This is a genomic window from Paenibacillus sp. GCM10023250, from assembly GCF_042653205.1.
Lineage (GTDB): Bacteria > Bacillota > Bacilli > Paenibacillales > Paenibacillaceae > Paenibacillus_Z.
The window spans coordinates 454,433-469,083 of the sequence record NZ_JBHSHY010000001.1 but is presented as its reverse complement, the minus strand read 5'-3'; the positions used below and the strand labels follow the sequence as shown (position 1 = coordinate 469,083).

The window sequence follows — 14,651 nt, the reverse complement described above, 5'->3', positions numbered from 1 at the left end:
CATGCCCGGCGCCTTGGACGTATTCGACCGGCTCGAATCCGAGGTGCGCAGCTACTGCCGCAGTTTCCAAACCGTATTCACCAAAGCCAGCAACGCGCGCGTGTGGGACAAAGCCGGAAAGGAATACATTGATTTCTTCGCGGGCGCCGGCGCGCTCAATTACGGGCACAACAATCCGCGTATCCGCGCCAAACTGATCGAGTATTTGCTCGCGGACGGCGTGACCCACAGCCTGGACATGGCGACAGAGGCGAAGGAGACGTTTCTCACGCGCTTCCATGCCTTCATTCTCGAGCCCCGCAAGCTGGATTATAAGGTCATGTTCCCGGGGCCGACCGGCACCAACTCGGTGGAGAGCGCCTTGAAGATCGCGCGCAAAGCGACGGGCCGAACGAACGTGATCTGCTTCACCAACGCCTTTCACGGCATGTCGCTCGGCTCGCTCGCGGCGACGGGCAATGCATTTAAGCGCAAAGGCGCCGGCGTTACGCTCGGAGGAACGACGTTCATGCCGTACGATCAATATTTCGGTACGCGCATCGATACGGCGCTGATGCTGGAGAAGCTGCTGGACGATCCGGGCAGCGGCATCGACCGGCCGGCGGCCGTCCTGCTCGAGACGCTTCAAGGCGAAGGGGGGCTGAACGAAGCAAGGACCGATTGGCTGCGCCGGGTAGAGCGCATATGCCGCGACCGCGGGATTCTGTTCATCATCGACGACGTGCAGATGGGCTGCGGGAGAACCGGCACCTTCTTCAGCTTCGAGGATGCCGGCCTATCGCCGGATATCGTCTGCCTGTCGAAGTCGATCGGCGGATACGGCTTGCCCATGGCACTGACGCTGATTAAGCCAGAGTACGACGTCTGGCGTCCGGGCGAACACAACGGAACGTTTCGCGGCAATAATCTGGGTTTCGTGGCGGCGAGCGAAGCGCTCGACTATTGGCGGACGCCGGAGCTGGAACTCGCGGTCGCGGCCAGTTCACGGATCATTCTCGAATTTCTGCACCGCATGGCGGCGAAGTATCCGAAGGCGATCGCCGAGGTCCGGGGCAAGGGGCTGATTCAGGGACTCGTCTTTCGCGAGCCGTCCCATGCCGCGCGGCTTAGCAAAACCGCCTTTAAGCACGGGGTCATTCTCGAGACCTCCGGACCGAAGGACGAAGTCGCCAAGTTAATGCCGCCCCTCACCATCGAAGAGCATGTCCTCAAGCAAGGACTGGACCGTATCGAGGCGGCGCTGCACGAGATGCTCGGCTCCGTCAAGCTGGCCGGCACGGCGCAAGCCGGCGTGTAATTCATGCCATTAACCAAAAGGAGAGACGAAACGATGATCGTAAAACATTTAAATGACGTGATTCGAACGAAAGACGATGTCGACACGAAAACGTGGAACGCGCGGCGTCTGCTGCTGAAGAAGGACGGAATGGGGTTCTCGCTGCACGACACGCTGATCAAAGCCGGGACGGAAACCCTGATCTGGTACCGGCATCATGTCGAAGCGGTCTACTGCATTGAAGGGGAAGGCGAAATCGAAGTAATCGGGGGAAGCACGTATCCGATTCGGCCGGGGACGCTGTACGCGCTGGACGGCCACGAGAAGCATCTGCTGCGCGCCCGCAGCCAGCTGCGGATGGTGTGCGTGTTCAACCCGCCGCTTACCGGCGCCGAAGTCCATGACGACGAAGGCGTATATCCGCTCGTAGAGGAGACTGAACCGAGGAGCGTGCTGCCATGACGGCCGAGCAGGCAAGCCGCCGCATCGCGGCCGATCGCTACCCGTCCCGCGTACGGTCCGAACCGGAGCTGCTGGTTCGGGCGGACCCTGTCCTGTACGGCGCTTGGTCGCCGGATAGTCCGATTACTCAAGCACGGGCTAACGAATACGAACAAAAGGGCTATTTGTTCTTCGAATCGTTCTTCTCGCCCGATGAGGTAGCCGCCTGGAAAGCGGAGCTGGGAAGGCTTCAACGGTTTTACCGGGAGCGCGAAGCCGAGCATGTCATCCGGGAGCCGGACAGCGACGAGGTGCGCTCCGTCTTCGCCGTGCACGACAACAATCCCGTCTTCAAGGGGCTTGCCGAACATAAGCGGCTGACGAGCGTTGCCCGGTTCCTGTTGGGATCGGACACGTACGTCCATCAGTCCCGCATCAATTTCAAGCCGGGCTTCTCGGGGAAGGAGTTCTACTGGCACTCCGATTTCGAAACGTGGCATGTGGAGGATGGGATGCCGGCCATGCGGGCGCTCAGCGTCTCGATTGCGCTGGAGGACAACAATCCCTACAACGGACCGCTCATGGTGATGCCGGGCTCGCATAAGACATTCGTCGCCAGCGTCGGCCGCACGCCCGAGGATCATTTCAAGCAATCGCTTCGCAAGCAGGAGTACGGCGTCCCGGACAAGGACAGCCTGACCAGGCTCGCGCGGGAAGGCGGCATCGACATGCCGGTCGGCAAAGCGGGATCGCTGCTCGTGTTCGACTGCAACCTCATGCACGGTTCGAGCAGCAATATCTCGCCCTATCCGCGCAGCAACGTATTCATCGTCTACAACAGCGTCGAGAATCGGCTCGTGACGCCCTTTTCCGGGCAGAAGCCGAGACCGCCCTTTATCGCTACGCGCGATCGCGAATGACGCTTGTCCTGATCGCGCTGTCGATCCTCGGCATCAACATCGCGTACGTCTCGATCTTCACCATGCGTCTCATCCTGGTTATTAAGGGCAGGAGAGGCGCAGCCTCCTTGTTCGCGATGATCGAAGTGTTCATCTACCTCGCCGGCCTGCAGCTCGTGCTCCAAAATTTATCGAGCCCGATCCATATGGCGGCCTACTGCATCGGCTTCGGCCTCGGCGTGTATCTTGGCAGCCGCATCGAAGAGCGGCTGGCACTGGGGTATTCGGTCGTGCAGGTCATCGCGGATACCGTCCATACGTCGCTTCCAGACAAGCTGCGGCAGCATGGGTATGGGGTTACCGTATGGACGGGGGAGGGAAGGCATGGCCAACGGCTCGTCATGCAGGTGCTCGTCAAGCGCAGCAACGAGAAGAAGCTCTTGAAACGGATCGAAGAGGAAGCGCCGAAGGCATTCGTGATCTCGCACGAGCCGAGGTATTTTCGCGGAGGCTTCTGGGCGAAAATGCTGGAATAGCGGCAGCTTCGGCAGATCCGGAACATATATAGAAATTAAGGGCGGGGACGCATGTCCCGCCCTTTTTTGCGTACCCGCCCGAACATCCCGCGCTATTCGTCTTCCTTCGGAATAAACGAGAAGATGTCCCCGGTTTCGAACGAATCGATCAGCCGAAGCAGCCACTTATAATAGCTTAGCGCGGCATTGATTTTATCTTCGTCGATCGACGTCACGTTATTCAACGCCTCGTTAGTCGGGTCGGATTGGCGAAGCTGCCGGATTTCCCGCAATGACTTCTCGAGCGAGGCCATATTGCTTTCGACGGCTTTGCGCCACTTAATGGAGAAGAAATCCACGAAGTTCTTGTGCCAGTCCGGTACGACCTCGTAAAAGTCCTTCCTGGAGCCTTTGCCCCACACTTTGTCGATCATCTTCAGATCCATCAGGGTTCGCATCCCTGTGCTCATGGACGTCTTGCTCATGCCCATCTTTTCGCTCATTTGATCCAAGGTGATGGGTTTGGTTTGAAAGTACATATAGCCATATAAATGTCCGATGGACAACGTAATTCCGTATAAGTCCATGTTCTTGCCGATCGAATCGATTACGCGTTGTCTGGATGCGTCCAGCGACCGTTCTTGCTCAGGCGTTAAACCGTTCGCTTCTTCATTCATGATTTGCCTCCTAGGTCACCTTGTCCGACGTCATAGTTATTGTAATCACCCGCGAAAACATTGTAAAGCGTGCGTTGACGGGAGGAATTTTGAGCATATGGGCGGATAGGGGAGCATTCCATTCGTAAAGTTTATACTGTACGTAAATTATAAACGGTTTTTATTGTTGACTAAACAAGCGATCCTCCCTAAACTGGAACCAGTCGCCAGCTATAGAAGCCAGGAGGGGAACATGCATGTCCATCATTGATGTCAGATCATTGACGAAAGTATTCGGCAGCGACCCGGACAAAGCGCTCCAGCTGCTCCAGCAAGGATGGACGAAGGAACGGATTCTAAAGGAATCGAAGCAGACGGTCGGCGTAAACCGGGCGAGCTTCTCGATTGAAGCCGGGCAAATCTTCGTCATCATGGGGCTGTCGGGAAGCGGAAAGTCGACGCTGCTTCGGCTGCTGAACCGGCTGATCGAACCGACGGACGGCCAAATCCTGTTCCAGGGGAAAGACATCGTCCGCATGAATCCGAACGAACTGCGCGAGTTCCGCCGCAAGCGCATGGGGATGGTCTTTCAGAAATTCGCCTTGTTTCCGCATCGTACCGTGCTCCAAAACGTGGAATATGGCTTAGAGATTCAGGGGATCGCCAAACCGGTCCGCAAGCAAATGGCCCGACAGTCACTCGAACTCGTGGGACTCGGCGGCTGGGAGGACAGCTATCCCGATGCGCTCAGCGGCGGCATGCAGCAGCGCGTCGGATTGGCGAGGGGGCTTGCGAACGACCCGGATATTCTGTTGATGGACGAAGCGTTCAGCGCGCTCGATCCGATGATCCGCAAGGATATGCAGGATGAGCTGCTTCAATTGCAATCAAGCATGCAGAAAACGATCGTGTTCATCACGCACGATCTGGACGAAGCGCTGCGCATTGGCGATCGGATCGCCCTCATGAAGGACGGTTCGATCGTGCAAATCGGCACGCCGGAAGAAATCCTGATGAAGCCTGCCGATTCGTATGTCGAGAAATTTATCGAGGATGTCGACCTGTCCAAGGTACTGACGGCAGCGCATGTCATGCGGCGTCCGGAGACGATCATGCTGGAACGGGGACCTCGGGTTGCGCTCCAGCTGATGCGCGAGCAGGGCGTGTCCAATTTGTACGTGACCGATAAAGCGAAACGGCTGCTTGGCGTCATTACGGCCGAAGGCGCTTCGACTGCCTTGAAGGAAGGACTGGCGCTGGACGATATTCTCATCCCCCAAACGCGGGTCGTCGCGCCGGATACGGTGTTAAACGAACTGTTCGAACCGATGGCCGCGACGCCTCTGCCGCTCGCCGTCACGGATGGCGCGAATCGGCTGCTCGGCATCGTGATTCGCGGAGCCGTCTTCGCGGCGCTGGCAGGGAACGCCGTACCGGAGGCAGGTGGCGTGCGATGAACATGCCGAAATTGCCGCTCGGCGATTGGATCGAATCCGTTGAAGCCTGGCTCGAAGGCCACTTTTCGCCATTATTTGACTTTATCCGAATCGTCATCGGTTCGATGGTAGACGCCCTGCAGACCGTGCTCGTCTGGGGATCGCCGCTGGTCGTGATCCTGCTGGCGACGGCGCTCGCCTGGCTTGCGGGGAAGTGGAGGTTCGCCGTCTTCGCCTTGATCGGCTTGCTGCTCATCGACAATTTAGGCTACTGGGAACATGCGATGGACACGCTGGCCATCGTCCTGACAGCTTCGCTGCTGTCCATCGTCATCGGTGTTCCCGTCGGGATCCTGTGCGCGAGAAGCCGCATCGCGCAGAGCATCGTGACGCCGGTGCTTGATTTCATGCAGACGATGCCGGCCTTCGTGTATCTGCTGCCGGCGGTCTCGTTCTTTTCGCTCGGCGTCGTCCCGGGGGTCATCGCGTCGATTATTTTCGCCGTCCCGCCGACGATCCGACTGACGAATCTGGGCATCCGCCAAGTGCCGCACGAGCTGGTCGAAGCGGCGGAAGCGTTCGGTTCGACGCCGAACCAAAAGCTGTTCAAGCTTCAACTGCCGATGGCGCTTCCTACGATGATGGCCGGAATCAACCAGACCATCATGCTGTCTTTGTCGATGGTGGTGATCTCCTCTATGATCGGGGCGCAGGGATTGGGCGCCGACGTCTACCGCGCCGTGACGCAGACGAAGACCGGAACCGGGTTTGAAGCGGGGATCTCGATTGTCGTGATGGCGATCCTGTTGGACCGCTTGACACAGCGCATTATCAGAAAACAAAAAACGTGAGAGGTGACGACAATGAAGAAAACATGGGGTTTGGCCTTATCGGCCGTTGTCATGGCGGCCGCGCTTGCCGGATGCACGAAATCCGGGGACGGCAAATCGATTAAATTGGCTTACGTGGCTTGGGATTCCGAGATCGCAAGCACGAACGTCGTGAAATATGTATTGGAATCAAAGCTGGATTACAAGGTTGAGCTGATGCAGGTGGATGCAGGTCCAATGTGGGCCGGAATCGCGGACGGCAGCGCGGACGCGATGGTGGCGGCATGGCTGCCGACGACGCATGCCTCGTACTTGGAGAAGTATGGCAAAGATCTCAAAGATCTCGGTTCCAATCTCGAAGGTACGAAGACCGGGCTTGTCGTGCCATCTTATATGAAGGAAAATTCGATCGAAGACTTGAAGCAGGACGCGGCCGGAATTTCCGTCGATCATAAGATCATCGGAATCGAGCCCGGCGCCGGCATTATGACCTCCACCGAGCAGGCCTTGAAGGATTATGGCCTTGAAGGCGACTGGCAGCTTGTCGAGAGCTCGTCGGCGGCGATGGCGCAGGAGCTTCAAAAGGCGTACGAGGCGAAGAAGCCGATTATCGTCACCGGTTGGACGCCGCACTGGATGTTCGCGAAGATGGACTTGAAATATTTGGCCGATCCGAAAGGCGTATATGGCGGGGACGAGGAGATCCATACGATGGCCCGCGAAGGGCTGGATGCTGATATGCCGGACGCCTACAAGCTGCTGGATCAGTTCCATTGGACGCCGGATGATATGGCCGAGGTGATGGTCGCGATTCAAGAGGGGGAATCGCCGGAGGACGCGGCGAAAGCTTGGGTCGATAGTCATGAGCAAGAAGTATCGGCATGGCTGGACGGCGTTTCATAAGATTGTCGCGCTTAAGCTCTACACGGCTGCTACAACGGGAGACGACAAGGATCGCGGAATACCGCGATTCTTGTCGTCTTCTTTTTGCTGCGAATCAATTCGAGCGATCTGGATAAGAGGAGACAGCCGCGTCTTCCATGAAGATCCGCTGCGCGGGATAGGCCATCCGGATGCCCGCTTCTTCCAGAATGCCCATGACCGCGAGGTTGAGTTCCTGACGGATCGTTAGATATTCCGACCACACCGTCGTTTTGGTGAAATAATAAAAGAAGATGCCCAGCCCGCCTTCCTGGAATTCGTTAAATCGCACCATGATCGTTCCCGGCGCCACTTGATCATGTTCCCGGAGCATTCGTTCCATGCGTCCGATGGCCGCCGCGAGCCGTTCCCGATCGGTTTCCAACGCCACTTTAAGCGTAAACGTCACGCGGCGCTTGCCCATCTTGCTCCAGTTCGTAATGGGATGGTTAGCCAACGTCGAATTCGGGACCGTTACGACGGAATCGGCGAACGTGCGAATGCGCGTGCTTCGAAACGTAATATCCTCGACGACGCCTTCCGCGCTGGGCGTTAGAATCCAATCGCCTTTGGCGAACGGCCTTTCCGCGATGATGACGATGCCGCCGAATACGTTACTTAGCGTTTCTTTCGCGGCGAGCGCGATGGCTAAGCTTCCGAGACCCATCCCCGCCACGACGCCGTTGATGCTGAACCCCCATTCGGAGCCGATAATCGTGACGACAAGCAGGATAATGACAAAGCGAATCGTCTTGGATAGAAACGGGATGAGCATGCTGGCGTGATCCAGCCCGAAGCGTTTGCCAAGCTGTTCGATCAGGATGGACGAGGTGGCGGAGACGTTATAAATGCCGAATCCGAGCAGCGCGATCAGACCGCTGCGGAAGAGAAGATTCAGTTCGATCGCCCCTTCGATCCGAAGCGGAAGCGCGATGCGAAGCGCCGTATACAGACCGAAGAGCACGAAGCCGTAACCCAGCGGTTTCTCAAACGCCTTTGCCCAGGCGGAAAATCCTTGCGAATGTGATAAGCGGCGCCGGAAGAAAGCTACGGCGTATGTAGCAAAAAATGTGCGGCAAGCGAGAAATAGCAGCGCGACGACGATCGCGACGGTGACGTCAATCCAGCGGACACCGGCAAAAAGGCGGGATAACCAGTCGATATCAACCAGGGTAAGTACAACTCCTTTCGGCAAAAAATAAAGGTTCATTGTACCATATTATCGGTGAGCATGAAACCAGTGGTATCAGGTATCATGCCATGTATCTAGCTATATCTCCCAAGAGCCGAACCGCGCATGATACCGGAAGAGTCTGCCGCAAGCAGGCTCTTTTTTGCTGCATTCGGCAATGTCCGTTAGACCTTCGCCTCTCGCTCGTATGTGCTTCTTGCCCGAACAGCATCCGAGAAAAGTGATAGCGAGATTCCAAAGAAATTGAATTCAGTCCGCCGCGCCTCCCGCGTATGATAGAGCTACTTTCCGAAGTCCGGCGGCCGGCTGCCCGAATCGCTGCAGACTTCGGCCAAGGAGGTGTCAAGCCCCAGGAGCATTATGACAGGGTGCCGGACTCATCAAGGCAGACTGACGTTCGGCATAACGTTGGAGGACAAGTCATCGGGGGGAAATCACAGGCAACAGGTTCTCCATCATGCAGGAATGTTGCGAGCAAACACTTCATTGCAGCGGGAGGATATACAATGCGAATGCGAATGGGATTACGCGGCGCGCTAACGGCGATGCTGGGTCTGGCGTTGCTGCCCGGCATCGCCGCGCCGGCAGCAACTGCCGCGCCGGGCGACCGGTACCCGTATGATCAGCGGGACGACAAGAACTTCGTGAGCAATACGAGCGTGCTGGAACGGTTCTCGCCAGACGGCGGCGATAATAGGAGCTACAAAGTGAACACGCCTAGAGCGCAGGCCAGCGCACGGTTTACCGCCGGCCCGATCGCCGTGGATGCTGTCAAGGAAGCGGCGTGGGACGAAGCCGACGCCTACCCGATCGGCAACAAGTTTAACCCGGCCATGACGGCAGCCGCCCCCGGCGCAACCGCCGAGGGGACGCTGCGGCTCTTGTGGGACGGTCCGATGCTCTATGGATTGGTGGAAGTCACCGGCGACACCTCCGCATCCGACGCCGGCACGCCGAATTGGAACACGGCCAGCTATGCCCCTAATATGGACGGCTTGTTCGTCAATATGGACGTCTTCAATGACAAATGGGGCCTCGAGACGGACACCCAAGGCGTGTTCTTCCTGGGGGCGAACCCGAACGCGGCCTCGGCCGCTTCGTTCAACAATGCCGGCATTCCCTCGCTCGGGTCATTCTTCAATCCGAACAACCAGGATTACTCGCCGCGGCTGGCTGCGTTCAAGGCGTCGGGCTACGATGCCGCGACCAACAGCCCGGGCGTCAACTACACCTATGAGTTCGCGCTGCAGATGGAAGGATGGGGCGACGATTGGGACCGCCCGCTGGTCAACGGCACGCAGGTCGGCCTGGAGGTCGCGATTTACGACCAGAACCATTCCTTTACGTATTGGAGCAAAACCGACTACAACGCGGGGCGCGAAGGCAACTCCAATCTGCCGAATTCCGAACGCGTCCGGAACCGGGATTGGGGCGAAGTCACGTTGGCCGGCTGGGACGGGCTGACCCCGTTCGCCTACAGCGGCTGGCGTGCCGACGAGGACATCCGCTTCTGGAATTCCAAGAGCAATCCCGGCGGCTCGGGCAACGGTACGGCCGGAACTGGCGACGGCGACGGCAGCCTCGTATGGACGGCCGCCTCCAAGGACCGCATGGTGAGCGCGAAGGCCGCTTACCTCGCGGTCAAGGACAATCCCGACGCGACGCGCGTGGAGAAGGAAGCCGCCGTCTTGGCGGTGTGCCAGGCGTTCGCGGGGTTGAGGTGGGCCGACACGAAGTACCCGGATCCCCACGACCTGCCCGTGGTGAACACCCTGCCTAGCGTCTGGGAATTCTTCGACAAGTCCAAGGGCACGAACGGGATGGTCACGAGCGAAGCGGAATGGGCCGAGCGGAAGCAGGAGATTCTGGACCTGGCTCAATTCTATGAGTACGGCTACAAGCCGCAATTGGGCGTGGATTACACGGTCTCCGTCGTGGCCAACGATTACGGCGGAACCGGCAACGCGACCGTCACGGCGAAAGTGACGCCTACCAACGTCAACTTTGCCGGCGGCGTCGAGCAAACCGTGCCCATCTCCATCACGATGCCTGCCGCCGGCGTCCCGTCCGGCCAAGCCGCGCCGATCTCCTTCGGCGGCAGCTGGACCGGCAACGGCATCGCCAATATTGCCTTTCCCGTCGCCAATTGGGCGAGGGACGGCATGCGCACCGATGCCGCGGCGTGGGGCACGCCCAACCGCGCGGGTACCTTCTACGCGCTGTTCCCTTACTCGCGCAACAGCACCGTCGACGTGAGCATGGAGATGGCCAACGCCGCGTCCGTATCCATTTATTTAGATATCCTGGAGCATGCGGCCGCCGCAAATCCCGCGCTCGCAGCCAAGATCGATCCGTCCCGCGCCGTCACGAAGGGCTTCTCCATCAACGGCAAGCTTGCCTTCCTGGCCGGCGTCTTCGACGAGCGGGTCAAAGCGGTCGTCGCCGGCGGGGCAGGCGCGACGGGGCCGGCCAATTGGCGCTACAATGCCCAAGGCCAAGCCTACAATTTCAAAGACACGCCGTTCAGCGGCGGCAATCCAGGCGCCGAGCAGATCGTCGCCCACGGGACCGAAGGGCCGGGCAACAGCTACCGCCACAACCGCACCCGCGAGACCGAGCTGTTCCGTCACTTCCTGCCGTACGGCCACATGTATAAGCACGAGGACGGTTCTTACGGGTACGGCAGCTTCGGCCGCTTGCCCTTCGACCAAACCTCGCTGGTCGCGACCCTGGCGCCAGACCGCGCGATCATCATCGACACCAACCTCAACGACTATAATGACGGGGCGGCGACCGACAACATGAGCCTCAGCGTCGCGAAGAGCGTCTGGAACGCGCTCGGCGTGAGCGGCGACGATTACGTCAAATTCAACACGGGCAACTACGTCGCCAGCGGAGATCCCCACGGCGCTGCCAGTCCCGTCGTCGAAGGCAAGTATTTGCATGATTGGTTCTATGGCACCCGGACCTTGACCGAAGACGAAGCCGACCGGTTGAACACGGACCCTTACGCGCTCCGCGTCTCCAACGGGCAGACACAAAGTCCGTACGATTATTATTGGGGCGGGTACAACACGATTACCGGCGGCCAGGACGGCATTAGCGGCACCGACGGCTGGTATTACTACGAGTTCCCGGGCAACCCTGTCTTCGACATCCTGCCGCCGGTCCGCAGCGACGGGAGCGGCGTATTCAAGCAAGGCAGCACCGTACCGGTCAAGTTCCGGCTGACAGATCGGACGGGAGCCGCGATCGCCGGTGTCAAGGCGGTACTGACGATTGCCGAGATCAAGAACGGCAAGGCAGGCGAAGAGCAGGCAGCCGTGTCCACCAGCGGCGCCGTCTCCGGCAACGCATTCCGGTACGACGGGCATGAAGGCCTCTATATCTTTAACCTGTCCACCAAGCCCTTGCATGAGGGAACCTATCGGCTCACCATCCAATATGTGACCGATCCGAACTCGAAGGCCGTGCGCAAGGAATCCGTGATCGTGCGCCTTCGATAAGCCCTCAGGGGCTCGTGCCGGACAGCTAACGGCTGGTTTCGCGCGTGTCGTCAAGGTATCGCTGATTTCATCACCGATTCCATCACCTAGCTCATACGGTCTCATCTCGCCCGCAGAACCTCGTTTGAGGAGCTGCGGGTTATTTGCTGCGTTCACTTGAGCGGGCGGCAGCTGGTCACCCACGGTAATATGCATAGGAGGAAGGCCAAAAGGGAACATTACGCCTATTCATTGGCTTGTTTACCATTAATTTCTCATCCCAAGGTGGCCCGCATATGGACTGGACGAAACGCGTAAACCAAAAACTGCATAAGCCGTCTAGCCCGCAAGACGCGGAGTCCGATGCTTCCTTCACGAATCTCGTGGAAGACCTGTCCGCCAACCGGCTCGCCTTCGAACAAGCGTTCCGAAACTGTTCGGACATCGAGTATCGCGACATTCCCATGCAGGATGGGAGATCCGTCCTGCTCATCTATGTCGACGGGATGATCGACGAGGAGCTGATCACCGCCAACGTACTGCAGCCCTTGCTGTACGAGGGACTGCCTCGGGGATTGGGGGCCATCGACAGTATCGCCGAGATGTGCGAGCGGCAGCTGCTCGCCGTCCTGCAGATCAGCAAGTCGTCGGCGTTCGGCGATATCGTCACCCGCATCCTGAAAGGAGACCTTGCCGTTCTCGTGGACGGGGAAGCAGCCGCTTGCCTCGCCGGGGTCAAGCAGGTTGCCGGCCGCGGCATCGAAGAATCCACCTCCGAGCCCTCGCTTCGCGGACCCAAGGAAAGCTTCACCGAAAATCTCCGCCAGAACACCGTGCTGCTGCGGATGAAAATCGCGTCGCCCAACCTGAAGACGGAAGCCCTGTCGGTAGGCAATCTCACGAAAACCGACGTCGTGCTCGCTTATCTGGACGGGATCGCGGACCCCGACCTTCTGGACGAAGTCCGCACGCGCGTAGCGCGCATTCAGATCGACGGCATCCTGGATTCCGGGCATATCGAGGAAGCGATCGAGGATACGCATTATTCCCCGTTTCCGCAGATCATGACGAGCGAGCGTCCCGACGTCATCGCAGCCGGATTGATGGAGGGGAAGGTCGTCGTCATCGCCGACGGCACGCCGTTTGCCCTAATCGCGCCGATGACGTTCTGGAGCGGGCTGCAGGCGCCCGACGACTATTACGAGCGGTTTCTCTACGTGATTTTGAACCGGACCATCCGTTATTTCTTCGCGGCGTTCTCGGTGCTGCTGCCGTCCTTCTATATCGCGCTGACCAACTTCCATCAGGAGCTGATTCCCGGCAAACTGATGATCACCATCGCGGCGCTTCGGGAGAGGGCGCCGTTCCCGACCGTGATCGAAGTGCTCCTGATGGAGATCATGTTCGAAGGGTTGAGGGAGGCCGGGCTCCGCCTGCCCAAGACGATCGGGCCGCTCGTGAGCGTCGTCGGTGCGCTGGTCATCGGCGAGGCGGCCGTCAACGCCGGCATCGTCTCTTCGCCGATCGTGATTGTCGTATCCGCGGCCGGCATCGCTTCGTTCATCATCCCGCGCTACCGGTTTGGCATCCCGCTGCGTATGCTTCGTTTCCCGCTGCTCGTGCTTTCCGGCATGTTCGGCTTGTTCGGACTGACGGCAGGAGTCGTGGCCATCCTAATCCATCTCGTACAGCTGCGTCCGTTTGGCATGCCCTACCTGTCTCCCCTGGCGCCGGCGGCCTGCCGCTGGCTGAAGGATTGGTGGATTCGCTGGCCGCAGCGCCTGACGAAACGCCAAGGAGCGGTTCCGAAGAAACGAGGCGGGGAAGCATGAACGCGCGGTGGCCGGTCTTGCTGCTGCTCGCGTTCCTGTGCGTATCGCTCCTTGCCGGCTGCGGCAACCGCAGAGAGCCCGACCATTTGGCCTTCGACATGGGCGACGGGCTGGATTTGACGAAGGACGGGAAGCTCGAGGTCAGCTTCCAAATCGCCATCCCCTCCGGTATCGGCGGAGGAGGAGAAGGGGCCTGGGAAGGCGGGGGAAGCCTGCATGAAACCTTCGATCTGACAAGCGCCGCCGGCATCAATATCTACGACGCGATGCGAAATGCGCAGAAGGAGCTGTCCCGCGAGTTGTTTCCCGGTCATCGCGAGGTCATCCTGATCGGCCAGCAGCTGGCGGAACGAGGCATCTCCCATCTCCTCGATCAATTCGTACGGAACCCGCGGTCGGAGCTGCGTTCGAAGCTCTTCGTCGTGAAGGATGCCAGGGCCAAGGATGTGCTGCGGCAAAAGGCGACATTCGAGCCGTTCACGTCCATGGCGATCAAACGGCAGGAAGATATATTCCGGCTGCGGTACGTCTACTTTCATGATTTCCTGTCGGATACGCTGACCGAAGGCTTGGATCCATTCGTGCCGGCGATCGGCCTGACGGCGCAGTCCAAACCGTATTATTACGGCTCGGCCGTGTTCAATAAAGCGATGGGCCTGAAAATGGTGGGCTTCCTGAACGACAGCGAAACCGTCTACGCCAATTGGATCACCGGCAAACAAAACGGTTACGAGTGCTCGCTGCCGATCGGGGGAGGCGCGGACGAGAATGTCAGCGTGTCGTTCGAGTCGCTTAGCAGCAGCATCCGAACGCGGATCGCGCGGGATCGAATCACGATCGGCCTCCGGCTGTCCGGGAACGGCGCGATCGTGGAGAACAATTCGGACCTGAACCCGACCGTGGCCGCGGATCGGCGCGCGATCGAACAAGCCATTAATGACAAAACGAAGCGGGAGATCGAAGCGCTGATCGCCAAGGTTCAGCGTGCGTATCGCGCCGATATATTCGGCTTCGGCGAAGCCGTTCACCGCCAACATCCCGTGCGGTGGAAGGCCTTGAGCGGGAGCTGGAACGACCGCTTCGCGAAGCTGCAGGTCGCGGTGCAGGTGGACCTGAGCTGCGTCCGTAATTCAGGACTCGTGACGACTCCGATCCACGAGGATTGATC

12 protein-coding genes are annotated in these 14,651 nt (G+C 59.1%); 10 read left to right on the top strand and 2 right to left on the bottom strand.

The features are described from left to right. The first annotated feature begins 1 nt into the window (after position 1). Genes ectB through ACFPB1_RS02145 form a run of 4 tightly spaced genes read left to right on the top strand, consistent with a single transcriptional unit; the run spans position 2 to position 3,152 of the window. On the top strand, positions 2 to 1,297 hold the full coding sequence (gene ectB / locus ACFPB1_RS02160) for a diaminobutyrate--2-oxoglutarate transaminase (RefSeq protein WP_379221689.1): 1,296 nt from the start codon (positions 2 to 4) through the stop codon (positions 1,295 to 1,297). 33 nt (positions 1,298 to 1,330) lie between these two features. Further along, complete coding sequence (locus ACFPB1_RS02155; RefSeq protein WP_379221378.1) at positions 1,331 to 1,738, top strand: ectoine synthase; 408 nt, start codon at positions 1,331 to 1,333, stop codon at positions 1,736 to 1,738. Further along, positions 1,735 to 2,637, top strand: a complete 903-nt coding sequence (thpD, locus tag ACFPB1_RS02150) for an ectoine hydroxylase (RefSeq protein WP_379221376.1) — start codon at positions 1,735 to 1,737, stop codon at positions 2,635 to 2,637. Before ACFPB1_RS02155 ends, thpD begins: the two co-directional genes overlap by 4 nt. Next, on the top strand, positions 2,634 to 3,152 hold the full coding sequence (locus ACFPB1_RS02145; protein ID WP_379221374.1) for a DUF2179 domain-containing protein: 519 nt from the start codon (positions 2,634 to 2,636) through the stop codon (positions 3,150 to 3,152). The genes thpD and ACFPB1_RS02145 overlap by 4 nt, the downstream gene beginning before the upstream one ends. A 92-nt stretch (positions 3,153 to 3,244) precedes the next feature. Here the strand turns inward: ACFPB1_RS02145 and ACFPB1_RS02140 are convergent, their stop codons facing one another. Continuing rightward, positions 3,245 to 3,808: a GbsR/MarR family transcriptional regulator gene (locus ACFPB1_RS02140; RefSeq protein ID WP_379221372.1), complete on the bottom strand. Its 564-nt coding sequence runs from the start codon at positions 3,806 to 3,808 to the stop codon at positions 3,245 to 3,247. 236 nt (positions 3,809 to 4,044) lie between these two features. On the opposite strand from ACFPB1_RS02140, the gene ACFPB1_RS02135 reads away from it, so the two are divergent. The 3 genes from ACFPB1_RS02135 to ACFPB1_RS02125 are packed head-to-tail and all read left to right on the top strand — an operon-like array spanning position 4,045 to position 6,956. Further along, on the top strand, positions 4,045 to 5,244 hold the full coding sequence (locus ACFPB1_RS02135) for a quaternary amine ABC transporter ATP-binding protein (protein ID WP_379221370.1): 1,200 nt from the start codon (positions 4,045 to 4,047) through the stop codon (positions 5,242 to 5,244). After that, positions 5,241 to 6,074 carry an ABC transporter permease gene (locus ACFPB1_RS02130; RefSeq protein ID WP_379221368.1) on the top strand — a complete coding sequence of 278 codons (834 nt, stop codon included), beginning with the start codon at positions 5,241 to 5,243 and terminating at the stop codon, positions 6,072 to 6,074. The genes ACFPB1_RS02135 and ACFPB1_RS02130 overlap by 4 nt, the downstream gene beginning before the upstream one ends. Before the next feature lie 12 nt (positions 6,075 to 6,086). Beyond that, positions 6,087 to 6,956, top strand: a complete 870-nt coding sequence (locus ACFPB1_RS02125) for a glycine betaine ABC transporter substrate-binding protein (protein WP_379221366.1) — start codon at positions 6,087 to 6,089, stop codon at positions 6,954 to 6,956. Positions 6,957 to 7,050: 94 nt separating this feature from the next. On the opposite strand, the gene ACFPB1_RS02120 is transcribed toward ACFPB1_RS02125, so the two are convergent. Next, a complete protein-coding gene (locus ACFPB1_RS02120; protein ID WP_379221364.1) occupies positions 7,051 to 7,938 on the bottom strand; it encodes a mechanosensitive ion channel family protein in 888 nt (295 codons plus the stop codon). A gap of 740 nt (positions 7,939 to 8,678) precedes the next feature. Between ACFPB1_RS02120 and ACFPB1_RS02115 the strand changes: the two genes are divergently transcribed. The 3 genes from ACFPB1_RS02115 to ACFPB1_RS02105 all read left to right on the top strand — a co-directional run bounded on the left by ACFPB1_RS02115 (position 8,679) and on the right by ACFPB1_RS02105 (position 14,649). Continuing rightward, positions 8,679 to 11,672, top strand: coding sequence for a PxKF domain-containing protein (locus ACFPB1_RS02115; protein ID WP_379221362.1), 2,994 nt, complete (start codon positions 8,679 to 8,681; stop codon positions 11,670 to 11,672). Between the two features lie 275 nt (positions 11,673 to 11,947). Next, complete coding sequence (locus tag ACFPB1_RS02110; RefSeq protein ID WP_379221360.1) at positions 11,948 to 13,483, top strand: spore germination protein; 1,536 nt, start codon at positions 11,948 to 11,950, stop codon at positions 13,481 to 13,483. Further along, positions 13,480 to 14,649, top strand: a complete 1,170-nt coding sequence (locus ACFPB1_RS02105; protein WP_379221358.1) for a Ger(x)C family spore germination protein — start codon at positions 13,480 to 13,482, stop codon at positions 14,647 to 14,649. The genes ACFPB1_RS02110 and ACFPB1_RS02105 overlap by 4 nt, the downstream gene beginning before the upstream one ends. Positions 14,650 to 14,651: the final 2 nt, after the last annotated feature.

Bases quoted from the DNA above. Each gene is read 5' to 3' on its own strand.
- ACFPB1_RS02125 (WP_379221366.1), top strand. From the start codon at position 6,087: ATGAAGAAAACATGGGGTTTGGCCTTATCGGCCGTTGTCATGGCGGCC.
- ACFPB1_RS02105 (WP_379221358.1), top strand. From the start codon at position 13,480: ATGAACGCGCGGTGGCCGGTCTTGCTGCTGCTCGCGTTCCTGTGCGTA.
- ectB (WP_379221689.1), top strand. From the start codon at position 2: ATGCCCGGCGCCTTGGACGTATTCGACCGGCTCGAATCCGAGGTGCGC.
- thpD (WP_379221376.1), top strand. From the start codon at position 1,735: ATGACGGCCGAGCAGGCAAGCCGCCGCATCGCGGCCGATCGCTACCCG.
- ACFPB1_RS02115 (WP_379221362.1), top strand. From the start codon at position 8,679: ATGCGAATGGGATTACGCGGCGCGCTAACGGCGATGCTGGGTCTGGCG.
- ACFPB1_RS02130 (WP_379221368.1), top strand. From the start codon at position 5,241: ATGAACATGCCGAAATTGCCGCTCGGCGATTGGATCGAATCCGTTGAA.
- ACFPB1_RS02155 (WP_379221378.1), top strand. From the start codon at position 1,331: ATGATCGTAAAACATTTAAATGACGTGATTCGAACGAAAGACGATGTC.
- ACFPB1_RS02140 (WP_379221372.1), bottom strand. From the start codon at position 3,808: ATGAATGAAGAAGCGAACGGTTTAACGCCTGAGCAAGAACGGTCGCTG.
- ACFPB1_RS02110 (WP_379221360.1), top strand. From the start codon at position 11,948: ATGGACTGGACGAAACGCGTAAACCAAAAACTGCATAAGCCGTCTAGC.
- ACFPB1_RS02145 (WP_379221374.1), top strand. From the start codon at position 2,634: ATGACGCTTGTCCTGATCGCGCTGTCGATCCTCGGCATCAACATCGCG.
- ACFPB1_RS02135 (WP_379221370.1), top strand. From the start codon at position 4,045: ATGTCCATCATTGATGTCAGATCATTGACGAAAGTATTCGGCAGCGAC.